6 protein-coding genes are annotated in these 12,815 nt (G+C 50.3%); 3 read left to right on the top strand and 3 right to left on the bottom strand.

Annotated elements, in window-relative coordinates:
• The first annotated feature begins 215 nt into the window (after positions 1 to 215).
• A complete protein-coding gene (locus L6H98_RS05665) occupies positions 216 to 4,145 on the top strand; it encodes a collagen binding domain-containing protein (RefSeq protein WP_236413530.1) in 3,930 nt (1,309 codons plus the stop codon).
• A 113-nt stretch (positions 4,146 to 4,258) separates the two neighbouring features.
• Here L6H98_RS05665 and L6H98_RS05660 read toward each other — a convergent pair whose 3' ends face one another.
• Complete coding sequence (locus tag L6H98_RS05660; protein ID WP_236413529.1) at positions 4,259 to 4,708, bottom strand: SRPBCC family protein; 450 nt, start codon at positions 4,706 to 4,708, stop codon at positions 4,259 to 4,261.
• 378 nt (positions 4,709 to 5,086) lie between these two features.
• Between L6H98_RS05660 and L6H98_RS05655 the strand changes: the two genes are divergently transcribed.
• On the top strand, positions 5,087 to 5,923 hold the full coding sequence (locus L6H98_RS05655) for a helix-turn-helix domain-containing protein (protein WP_236413528.1): 837 nt from the start codon (positions 5,087 to 5,089) through the stop codon (positions 5,921 to 5,923).
• Positions 5,924 to 5,948: 25 nt separating this feature from the next.
• Here the strand turns inward: L6H98_RS05655 and L6H98_RS05650 are convergent, their stop codons facing one another.
• Positions 5,949 to 8,954 carry an ATP-binding protein gene (locus tag L6H98_RS05650; protein WP_236413527.1) on the bottom strand — a complete coding sequence of 1,002 codons (3,006 nt, stop codon included), beginning with the start codon at positions 8,952 to 8,954 and terminating at the stop codon, positions 5,949 to 5,951.
• Positions 8,955 to 9,162: 208 nt separating this feature from the next.
• Positions 9,163 to 10,242, bottom strand: a complete 1,080-nt coding sequence (locus L6H98_RS05645) for a hypothetical protein (RefSeq protein WP_236413526.1) — start codon at positions 10,240 to 10,242, stop codon at positions 9,163 to 9,165.
• 352 nt (positions 10,243 to 10,594) lie between these two features.
• Between L6H98_RS05645 and L6H98_RS05640 the strand changes: the two genes are divergently transcribed.
• Positions 10,595 to 12,712: a TerD family protein gene (locus L6H98_RS05640; RefSeq protein ID WP_236413525.1), complete on the top strand. Its 2,118-nt coding sequence runs from the start codon at positions 10,595 to 10,597 to the stop codon at positions 12,710 to 12,712.
• Positions 12,713 to 12,815: the final 103 nt, after the last annotated feature.

Genomic DNA, 12,815 nt, shown 5'->3' with positions numbered 1-12,815 from the left:
TCTATGCGATGGCGTTATAATGCAGGAAGCCCATTTGGTTCTGAACGAAAATATAGACACCATTTGAATCGTGCGCCAATTGAACGAGGTGGAGGTGATGGACTCAGACGTCCCTTATAGGCATGTAGTTCACTGGATACATGTCTCGAATTGCGCACCAAAAGCGAGATTGGAACCGAAAAAACGAGGGTAATGACGAGTCCGAGGGAGAGATTATGAAGAAAAAAGTAAGTGGAATCGTAATGGTACTGCTGCTTATGATCCAAACGCTGTTTGGCGCATCTGTTGGGATCGCCAGTGCAGCGGAAAACGTGCAGGGGCAGGGAACGGATGTCGGGGCCCAGCAATTGGAAAATGGCGATCAAGTACCGGGAGGCGTCCAACCATCGGTTGACAATGATCAGGAACCCGGTAGCAGTACGGATGAATCGGTAGACGAAGTTCAAGACCCGAGTACGGGCACCGATGAGTCGGTAGATGAAACAGAAGATCCGAGCAAGGGCACTGAGGGATCTGTGGATGCCGCAGAACCGGGCAGTGATACGAACGAGGCGGTAGATGAAGAAATCAAGAAACCGGAAGCTGGTAACAACGACGATACGACAATTCCGGTTTCAGACGATATTTTAACCAAACTGGTACTAACCGATATTAACGGTACCGTCATTGATGCAGTATATAATCCAGACAGCACTTTGGACATTGGCGCAGCGGTAAACCTGAGTTACGAATGGGAACTCCCGAACGGACACGGGTATAAGAATGGCAGTACGTTTACGTTTGATCTGCCGCAGCAGTTCGAAATTTACACGGAGATCGACGAACCGCTCGTTGCTGACCAAGGCGAAGTCGGCCGATTCACGGTGGACCGGAGCGGCAAAGTGGTGATGACTTTCAATGAATACGTCGAGAGTCATTCCAACATCAGCGGCAAACTGGAAATCCGCACGGAATTCAAAAAAGAAGTTCTTACAGGGAGCACGGAGGTCGTTATCGCTATTCCGGTCAGAAGCGGAGTTCAGACGATTATCGTGAACCTGAAGCCGCAAGGCGGCAAATTGATCGAGAAACAGGGGAAAGCGGTTGGTAAAGATCGCATTGATTGGACTATTCAAATCAACAAATCGTTGAATAAGATCAACCATGCGGTTGTTACCGACGTCATGCCTGAAGGTCTGGAGCTTGCAGCCGACACTGTCGAGGTGTATCAATTGCAGGTGAATGGTGACGGGTCGACCGTCCTGGGGGGCAAAGTAGACGCCGGAAAGTACACGGTTGAATCGAACGGCGGCACCAAGCTGGAACTGGCATTCCAGGACGAATCGATCAACAAGGCGTATGAAATTCGTTTTACGACGAATCGAATCGGCGAACAGGCCCGCTTTGAGAATAAGGCCGTATTGTCCGGCGAAGGCATCGAGGATGCCCAAGCGACCGCAACGGTAACGGTGGATTTGGGGAAATTCCTGGATAAGACATATAAGCAAAATAACGACACAGGGGTTATCACTTGGACGGTCAAATATAATTTCAATGGAAAGCACGTTCCACAAGAGCAGGCGGTCATCACGGATCAGTTCAGCAACGTTCATGAATGGGTTGCCGATTCGCTGAAAGTGTATAACGGCAATTCTACCGACGCGAAGAATTTGTTGGCATCGACGGAATATAAAGCCGTGCCCGTGGGAACGAACGGATTCAAACTTCAATTTAATAATGATGTTGATTCCGCATACACTATCGTTTACCAAACCCAACCGGTCGATCGTTCGACTGCCGACGGCAAAGAGGTCAGAAATAAAGTCACCTCCGGCGATTCGATTAAAGAAGTGACGGTTCCGGCTCAAGGCAGCCGTGCGCTGACGAAAGGAACATGGAACATCGATTTTGCCAGCAAAACGGCAACATGGATGATTACGGTTAACAGCGACAGCAAACCGGACGGCAGCAAATACCATATGGAAAACGTGGTCATTAAAGATACGTTCCCGCAGGGCGGTCTTGAATTTATTCCCGATTCGGTGATCATTAAGGCGGATGGGACCAAGGTTTCCGATCGTGAATATGAGGTCGCGTATGATAATGCTCGTCAGGGTTTTGTCATTAAGTTCCTCAATACCATAAAGACCACATACACCATTGAATACAAAACCAAGTTTAATATTGAATGGTTGACGAAAAGCAATTTGGATTACATGAACCGGGCTTCAATGACTTGGAGCGAAAACGGAGTGGATAAAGGACCCATTCAAAGGGATGCGAGCTTTGCCTCCGACGGATATACCAAAAACAACGGCGGGAAAGATGGTAGCTACAATCCTGTCGACAAGGAAATCACATGGAACATCAAGATGAACTACAACCTCAACACGTTGAATGATGCGATTGTGAAGGATGTTCTGAAGGATGGGCAAAAGCTTGTCCCGAACTCGGTCAAAGTATACGAGATGAAGCTGCTGGGGTGGTGGAACGGTGTTTCGAAAGGCGCCGAGGTACCGGCTTCCGAGTATGAAGTAACCGAACCTACCGAAACGAATGGCAACGAGTTGTCCGTTCATTTCAAGGGTCCAACCTCCTCGGCGTATTGGATCGAGTTCAAAACGTCGCTGCAAGGCACAGTGATCACCAAAGACATGAATAACACGGCCGAACTGTGGAATGTTGGCGACAAAGCCGCTACCTGGAATGCTAAGGTATCTGTTCCTCACGGCGGTGAGTATGTAACAAAAAGCGGTGCCCAAAATGGAAATAAAATCGATTGGTCGATTCGTATCAATGAAGGCCAATCCCATATTTCAAACGCCAAGATCATTGACGAGCCGAGTGCAAATCAGATCTTGATCGAGGACTCTTTCCATTTGTATGCAACATCCGTTAATAAGAATGGAGAAGCGGTCAAAGCCGGAGAGTTGACTGAAGGAAAAGATTATACGTTAACGTTCACGAGACTTGAAGGCGATCAGGAAATATTCGAGTTGAAATTCAAGAACGATATCTCTTCAGCCTATATTCTGGAATATCAGTCATTCATTATTGCCGCAGACAAGGAAGCCGTGCGAAATAAGGTGGCACTTGAAGGCGACCAGCTGAAGACGGAGATGCGGGAAACGACGAAAGAAATCATCGTTCGTACCTCTTCGGGTTCGGGTTCCGGCGGCGGCGTAACAGGCAGCCTGGAAGTGACGAAGGTGGATAAGGATGACGATACGAAATTGTTGGCAGGAGCGAAATTCGTGCTTTACGACAAAGCAGGCAAACGCGCCCCAATGGTGAAAACGACGGATGAAGAAGGAAAGATCCTGTTTACGAAACTGCTCTATGACGATTATGTGTTGGAGGAGCTTGCGGCTCCGGAAGGATATAAGATTGGTCAATCAACTTGGGACGTCAAGATTGACTCCAGTATCGTGAGTAAGGGCAATGTCGTGAAATTAACTGTAACGAACGAAAAAGAAGAGCCTGTTGATCCGACGGATCCAACGGATCCAACTGATCCGACGGACCCAACGGATCCAACAGATCCGACGGATCCGACAGATCCAACGAACCCAACGGATCCAACAGATCCGACGGACCCAACGGATCCGACAGATCCAACGAACCCAACGGACCCAACGGATCCGACAGATCCAACGAACCCAACGGATCCAACAAATCCGACGAACCCGACGGATCCAACGAATCCTACCCATCCGGGCACACCAACGGATCCAGGTACTCCGGTTAACCCGGGAACTCCTGGAAATACGCCGGATCCGGGGACACCATCAACGCCAGGAACGCCGACTGATGAAGTAGACGTACCGGATGAAGAGACCCCGAGAGGTGAACCGTCGATACCAGAAACGCCTTCGACGAACGATCCGGAGACACCGACCATCGAGATCGAGGAGGGTGAGATTCCGCGCGGCGGCGTTGAGCCGGAACCGCAGACGAATGAACCTAAAACGCCGGATCAGCAGCCTGCGAAACCGCAAACACCGGATCAGCAGACTGCAATACCACAAACACCGTCATCGGAAATTACGATCAAGACGCTTCCGCAAACGGGCGAAGCAAGCAGATATCCGTTTTATTTCGCGGGTGTGGGGCTGATTTTGATCGGAGCATGGTTAGGTCTTCAACGAAAAGCTATGAAATCATAACATTGTGCATTGAATATAGCCCCTTTGTTCTGTTAGACAGGACATAGGGGCTTATTTGACGTATTAATTCATAATCAACGCAGGTCCAGCGTCAATACGTTTGATCCCGTCCGTTACCAGCCGAAGTCCAACGTTTTTCCCGTTTCGGCATACGTTTTAATGCTGCTAAGTATCATCCACCAATGCTCCTTTGCATTGGCAAAGGACGGGTGCCCAGGGGTCCATTGGTCATTGGTCAATGTCAGTTTGGTGCAGCCGCCTACGGGTTCCAAGGTAAAAGTTACCCGTGATTCAAGATCGGCGTGGTTGTCACGGTAGGATGCTCCGGGATGTTCAAGGTAGCTGAGCACCTTCCCGGGAACGGCTTGCAGGATGGTGCCGTAGACATGCACCGTCTCGTCCCCGTCGTTGCCCGGGCCTACATACTGGAAAGCCGCTCCCGGTTCCAGGGTTGTGTTGAGGGCAGCGCCGAAAAACGTGCTGCGCGTGCCCTCCGGACTCACCAGGGTATTCCATACGTTTTCTGGCGTTGCGCCGATATAAAAAATGTACTGTAATTCCATAATCATGCTCCTCCTTAAGTGTGCAACTTTTTTTATATAAACCGCACTAATCATTCACACTAAGGCACTGCGAGTGCAGTACCATCTTCCGATCGCTGTTATCCCCAGATTTTTTCGATTCCCTTGTTCAATGGGAAAATCCGGTGATAGGCCTATGCTTCCGATGCAGCTTTCTTTCAGAAAGCTTTTAGACGAACGCTTCGCTTCTCCAGATTGGTTCTGCCTCTCCGTTAACGTGTGTTTGTTTTATGCGGTTTATATAGATAACTTCTGCGTTTGTCAGAGGCTGTGTGGTACACTCATTATAAATTGACCCTTACGCAGACGTATTGTAAAAACGCGACAGAAACTTGTCCCTATTACTGAAGGATCACAATCTTGACGGAACGGAGCGAAGAAAGCATGGGCATTTCGAAATCCCGCCCAAGTATGGGCGTTCTTGGACTTTACGGAGCCGGGGGCAAATTCCGTTTGGATCGTTATCCCGCTACGGGACCGATATCCCCATTCATCAAGCATTACTGGATCGTCGAATGGAACTTGGAGGGGGAGCAGCCTCACCTTCAAGATGTTGTCCCCAACCCTTGCGCCAACCTGGTGGTGGAAAAAGGGAAAACGTGTTTCTATGGGCCGGCAAAGGAGCGATACACCCAGCGTTTGGAAGGGAGAGGAGTCGTTTTTGGTGCCAAATTCAGACCGGGAGGGCTTTACCCGTATATAAAAAGGGAGATGTCGGAATGTATCGTTAAACCCATCGACGTGGTTGCTGTACTGGGAATCCAGGGTTCCGAATTGGAAGAGAGGGTACTGGCACAGTCCAATGATGCGGGGATGGTCAAGGTGTTGGATGACTGTTTCGCAGCCAAAGTGCCGCGGTATGACGAGAACATTACGCTTGTTAACCAGATCATCGACCATATGGAAGGAAACCGGGAGATCACGAAAGTGGAGCAGCTGGGGCAGTGCTTTGATATCAGCCTCCGGCAATTGCAGCGCCTATTCTCGAAATACGTTGGCGTTAACCCGAAGTCGGTGATTCGGCTGTTTCGGTTGCAGAACGCAGCGGAGGCGATGGACCTTGGACAGGTCACCGACCTCGCGCGTTTATCCGTGGAGCTGGGGTATCATGATCAGGCGCATTTCAGCAAAGATTTCAAGACTGTGATCGGCAAAACGCCTGAGCGGTATTTATTGGAGCAGACATTGAGGCTTTAAAATGATCTGAAGTTGAGAGCACATCTCAACCATTCGTAATGATGAAGGAAACTTTCGTACCTTTCCCTGGTTTGCTGACGATATGAAGCCCTTGACCATAAATCTGGTTGAGCCTTCGATTCGTGTTGGTTAATCCAATCCCGCCCGGTTGCCCGGTTCTTGGCTTGGGCCAAGTAAGTGCTTGTGCAATCCGGGACTCGTCCATGCCTGCGCCGTCATCTTGGATTTCAATGAGAATTCCGTCCTTTTGCTCCTCCATTTGAATGCGAAGCGTCCCGCCTTCTGCTTGGCTAAGAACGCCGTGTCTCACCGCATTTTCAACGAGGGGTTGGATCGTTAACGGGGGCAGGAGCACGTCAATGGTATCCGGTATGTCCCATACGATGTTGAGTCTGTCAGGGAAGCGCTCCTTCTCGATGTACAGGTAGGCCCGGACAAGTTCCAGTTCATGCTGGATATGAACCAGGTTTTCGGAATTCAGGAAGTCAAAGCTCGTCTGCAAATATGAAATAAAAGCATCGCCAAGCTTCTGCATCCGTTCCGTATCCAGGTCGCTCAGCGCCATGATGGAATTCAGCGTATTGAACAGGAAGTGGGGCTGGATTTGGGCTTGCAAATACGCGGCCTCCATCCGGAACCTTTCATCGACGGACTGTTTCAAATCGACCAGCGATCGGATACGATGTTTCAGCTCCATGGCATCTACCGGCTTGGTCACGTAATCGGTAGCTCCTGCCAGAAAGCCTGCATAAATATCGGCTGGTTCGTTTCGGGCCGTTAACAGCAGAATTGGAAGCTCTGAAGCCGAGAATCGTCCCCTCAGCTTCTCCGTCAGTTCATAACCCGACATTTGCGGCATCATAACGTCGGCAATGACCAAATCCCAATGTTTTCCCTCTAACCATTCGAGGGCCTGCCGCGCAGAGGCCGCAGGCTGGATCAGATAAGACTCGCTCGATAACATGGATACGAGCACACGCAGATTGACGGGGTCATCGTCGACGACGAGAATTCGAGCTGCCGCCCTTTCATGGGATTCTGCGTTGAAAGGGTGGGGCTGGGGAAATGTGTTTTCATCATCCAAACGATTACTGGTCTCCGTGGGTTCATGGCGGATTGGCGTTTGCCGTTGTCCCGGTGGAATAATCTGAGCAGCCGGTTGCCCCAATGGGAGATGTACGACGAAGGTAGAACCTTGTCCAAGAACGGAATGTACCGCAATGCTCCCTCCGTGCAGCTCAACGAGTTGTTTGCAAATGCTCAACCCTAATCCAAGTCCTCCGCTCAGGCGGGCACTGGAAGTCCCTTGTTCATAAGCGTCGAATATCCTGTTTTGCATCTCTTCGCTCATGCCGATGCCCGTATCGGAGACCCGCATGGTTGCATGTACTCCCATCGTTGCTTCGACGGCAACGGTAATCGTCCCTTCATCGGTGAATTTGAGGGCATTGTGCAGCAGGTTGTACAGGATTTGAACCAGTCTTCTTTCGTCTGCCTGAATAAGCGGCAGCGTATCCGGAATTTCCATGACGATGTTGACTGGCTTGCCCTCAGCCATATATCGGAACATGCTGACCACGCCCGAAACGACTGAGGCAAGGGACACGTCTTTATACTGCAGCTCGATGCGTTTCTCCCTGAGCCGAATAACGTCAAGCAAATCGTCGACCAGCTGCGACATCCGTCGGCCAATCGTAATCAACAATTTCATGTCTTCCGAATGCGCTTTTCCGGTACGGCGCCTCTCCTCCCCGGCAATGCTTTCGGCAATGTTGATCATGCCGTGCAGCGGCGTGCGGAGCTCGTGGGCCGTGTTGGCCAAAAACTGATCTTTTTGCGCGTCTTCTTCTTTGAGCTGATCATATAAATGTTGGATTTTCGACGCGTTTCGGAAATACTTCTTGAACCAGTACGCGGAAAAACCGAATATGGCAGCGATGACGTCGATGGGATAGTAGACGTTGGTAATTTCGTTATGCGAATTAACCATTCCCCATAACACGCTGGACAGACTGCTTGTCGCTGCAAAGAGAAGGAATGTCGCGTCATCCCGTTTGTCGGCAGCCATTTTCATGAACAGAACGACCGACCATGCGATCGGGAACAGGTATAGCACATCGGATATTCCGGTTTCGAGCCAGAAATAGATGCTGCGCACCGGAGCAACCAGCAAAAATGCACAATGGGCTCCAAGCAATCCAGCATACATGCGAAATATCGAAATGGCTTTGGAGCTATTGGAAAAGCTTCTGGCAAGCAGCAGCATGAAAAACGAAAACAACGGATAGGAAAGCGCCTTGGCCTTGACCATCCAAGTAAAATTAAGCGGCAGCCAGCTCAGCAATAAGCCGTCATGGTCGGATACGACAGTAAGCGCCGCTGAAAAGGTCAATAGGGAAAATGTCAGCAATGCGCGTTGTTTGCGATTGAAAAAAAACATGGCAAGGGCATACAAGCTATGCAAGAGCAAAATGGCAAACGTGATTTTCTGCAAATCGACCGAGAGACCGTGATCACGGGCAATAGCCTCCGGGGTGCCGAAATAGAGCGAGCGCGTTAAACCGCCGCTATACGGATCATCGAAGTTCGCCGCTTGCACGAGAAGCTCAAGCTCCGTGGCTCCGTTCGTGGCGTAAGTTGCCGTGAAGGCTGTCCTTTCGGGTTTGTAGTCCTGCTCGCGGACGGCAGGACGGCCGAATCCGGCGATGGTATTCCCGTTGATTTCCACGATGGAGGAGGCCTGGATTTTTTGGGCCCAGAGGGCGACGTCCTTCACCGAAGAGTCGATAAGGATGCGCAGCCGATACGTTCCATACCCGAACGACGAAGATGAGGTGGACATCTCGCTCTGCCAATCGCCGGGCACGGTAATCGATCGGGGTGGATTGGGGGACGAGAGTAATTTCTGGAGGGAAAACAGGGCGTTCGGGTAAAACATCCACTCCCCGTCCAACGAAACAGGCGATGCGGATGATAGATCCCAGCCGCGCAAATCCAAGGTGCCATTCACCGGCTGCGGCGATGGCGGCATGGTGAAGCCTTCCGACCAAACGAAGCGGGATCCAAGCAAAAGGGTTAGAAACAGGATGGACAAGACTACATATCTAGGGATGGGCATACGTTTTAATGGTTTCATAGTACACATGCTTTTCGACATAATAAGCCAAAATCCTGCATATAAAGAGCCATCCTTTCAAACGTCTTTTGGAGGGAATGCGCTTTAAGGAATAAGGACGGACTCACAAATAAATCCGGCGCGCCTGCTCCTCGAACAATGCAGTGACCTCCGGGTAGAAGGCAAGATCAATCCGGAGCTGCCGCATGATTTTTTGAATCAAAATCGCGTCCGTGAACATATGGTTGATGATCGTTTTGCCCCACAGCGGGTCATCCTTGAAGTACTTCACCAGATCACGAATGGCATCGAAGTTAAAAAAGAGGATGTACGAAACATAGTTTTGCAACAGGATGCGGAAACAGTGTTCGGAATAGGGAGTTGAAGCGCCGGGGTTGTTCTCCATAAAATCACGCATCACCGCAAACAACTCGGCGTTGTTCTCCGAATGCATGCGCAGCATTTCATCGACGTCGTTGATGAGGCGCAATATGGGCTCGATTCCCTCTTCCGGCGGCATGGTCAGCTTGGGCGCATGGCCTTCAATGGATCGCAGCAATTCCAGCGTGAGTTGTTTGCACGCCTTGATGTTGGACGGGAGAATGGACAGCTGGTCTTCGAAATCCGCAAAGTTGTGGATGCAATGGTCATGGAAGGCGGAAATATACCGTTCTACCTCGATATTAGTCTTGTTATGGACGAGTGTATGCCCCTTGAACGAAAAGGCGTATAACGTCTCCTCGTTTACGGGATGGGCGTAGAGATAGAAAAAGAAGAAAAATTCCCTTAACTGTCCTTTTTGCTCATCGCTGAGTCTGCTTATGCCCGTCAATGGGTTGAGTTGAAAGAAAGCATAGTTTTTCATAAAGTCGTTCATGGCATTGTACGGATTCAGGCTGGCGATCGACGTTGTGGCGTTGATGGTGTACAGCAGATAATACAGAATCAGCTCCTCATAAACGTCCAGTTGCGCAAATTGCTCATGAAGCATGGGCTTCCAATCCGGGTTTGCAACGTAATTCGGATCTCTTGGCTGCAGCTCCGACAGCCACTCTGCAAACGTTTCTTCCGGGTGATCGGTGAAAAACAGTTCCGCCCCGCCGTCTTCGCATAAAGCGTACTCGAATGGTCGGGTTTCCAGTAACGGCAGCGCCCGGTTGTATTTCATATTCAAATAACTATGATACAGATGTTGTATATGCATCGAATCTTATCCTCGATTCTTATCAGATTCATTGGAAATCACATCTAAAAGTGTACATGAATCCCTCATCGTCATCAAACCATGAGCGTCCATTTCGAGTCGTAATACTTTTGCCCTGTTGGGAATTGCAGGAATATGGGAAGATGGGTTCATCAAAGGTTCGGACCACGAGCTTCGGGTCTTTGGTCTTCAGGCTATTGCGATCCTTCCTTCTACATCATTGGAGATTTAGGGTTGCAGGTCTCCTGAAGATTCTGTTTCAGAGAGGAGGCGTCCAGGCTATCATGTTCCTTCCTTCTAACCCAAAACCTTTATGTTTGATAGGGACATGGCTTTCCTGGACTCTTTAATCATGATGAATACCATTTATGTAAGAAGAGCAAAAAAACTTATTGTAGAACCGTATATAGAACAAACGAACAAGGAGAACCGGGTGGCAAACGACATGCTGGCCACTGCCCTGAAAAATATCGAGTCGCTTGGTTTCACCTTCTCGGATCAGTTAATCCAGGCTGTTCGCCAGCTTTCCCAGGATCAATTCGAAGCGTTGGTTAAGCAGCTTGTCGTCGATTTGAAGCTTATGGTCGGAGCGCATGTGAAGTACAAACCGATGTATGCCGGATTTCCGGCACAAGTCATGGAGGCGGACGAAGCCGAGTTATACCTGAATGCCATCCTTCATTATCTGACGAATATCCTGCCGGAACAGAAGGTGTCAAAACGAGAGCCGCTGCCATTGTTGGAACGTGTGGACTTGAAAGTCATCGACCTGGGAAGCGAGTATCATTTCATTGGCCTGATCCGCCAGTTGATCGAAGCAAAGGGCTCCATCTCGGAAACGGACAAAAAAGACATTGATGCGGTGCTGGAGCAAGCCGGTCCCGAACAGCTGCAGGCGTTATTGCCTGACGAGATCCCGTTCAAGGAAAACGCCGGATTCGTCGTAGCAGCATTATTGAGACACGAAAAGGCAAGCATGGACCTCGTCGGGGGTTATTTCAAAACAGCCACGGATGTTCTGCGATTGGCCGTTGCTTGGTCGGATGGCGACGTGAGCCTTGCCTCGGCTTCGCGCTTTCGCAAATTCAAACGCCGTGAGCGGCGCTTTTTGCTTGGATTACTGGAGCAATGCGGTTCAATGACCGAGGATATGCTTCGTTATAAAGAACGCTGGATTCGCCTCGGCGAGATTTTGCATCCTTCCGAGTATAGGCATCGTTATCCGCGCTGTCAGGAGGCTTTTGACGTCCTGCGGAACGATAAACCTTTCACCACGTTTAACGGTAGTGTAGAGTTGGCGTTCCAGTATGAAAATGTGTGGAGCCTGATCGACCTGCTGTCGCAGCGCCCTGGCGAATTTGCGAGAAGACTGGATCAGCTGTTGCGGTTAACCGAAGACAAGGTGTATGTGCTGCTGGCGTTTGGTGAAGTCGTGCATCAGGTATCGACACCTGTATTGCTGCAGGTGAAGGAGCATTTTGCGCGCAGGAATGAACCGCAGGATTTACGAGTGTTTTTCCCGAAAGGCAATGTCGCCAAAGCGTTTGCCATTCCGGATGAGCTGCCTGTCATCGATGAGGAGACCTGCCGGGACGTGGTCGAGTTGTGCGAGCAGGCACTGATCAGGCGATTCACTGACCTGCCTGCGCTTGGGAAGACGTATGTTGATCCGCGTCTGAATGATTATGTTGTGCCATTTTCTCAAAGATCCGCAAGCAAGGCACTGCACACAGTCGTACGCGGGTCTCGGATGCCGATGGCTGAGGGGGACACCATCCGTTTTTTCAGCTGGTGGAAAGAAGGCAAGGTCAATGGACAGGACACCGGACGTGTCGATATTGACCTGTCTGCGGTAATGTATGACGACCAGTGGAACTACGTCGAGCATATTTCATATACGAACCTGCGCTCTTCCAAGTACAAGGCGGTCCACAGCGGCGATATCGTGACTGCGCCACATGGCGCGTGCGAGTTCATCGATCTGCATATTCCTTCGATCGTCCAGTATGGCGGGCGTTATGTCGTGGCGAGTTTGCTCTCGTACACCAGCCATCCGTATTGCGACCTGCCGGAGTGCTTCGTGGGCTGGATGATGCGCAAAAAGCCGGGTTCCGGCGAGGCGTTTGAGCCGAAGACGGTATCGAACAAAATCGACGTTGCAGCCGACACCCAGATTGCGATCCCCGTCATTCTCGATCTGGTAGAGCGAACGGTCATTTGGACCGATCTGGCGCTGACGAGCCAACCCCAGTATTCCAACAACGTCGAAGGCAACCAGAAAGGTATGGTGCTGATCGGCAAAGCGATGACGTCACTGCGTAAGCCGGACCTGTACCAGCTGTTCATGATGCATGCCAAGGCCCGGGGTGAACTGGTGGATGCAGCGGATCAGGCCGATACCGTCTATGCGGTGGATCAAGGAATCACACCATTTGAAATTGAGCGGATCATGGCAGAGTATTTGATATGAAATTGCGAGAGATTTGAGATTTGTCAAAAATCATTGCGAAGGCAAAACAGGCATTCGGGCGTTGCTGCAAGGCTGCTCTTTTGCCTGTCTTTCTGTATCCGCC

This window comes from Paenibacillus sp. JJ-223 (genome assembly GCF_927798175.1).
Taxonomy (GTDB): Bacteria; Bacillota; Bacilli; order Paenibacillales; family Paenibacillaceae; genus Paenibacillus; species Paenibacillus hubeiensis.
Note: the sequence above shows the minus strand (reverse complement) of the source record. Positions and strands in the feature narration are given on the sequence as shown.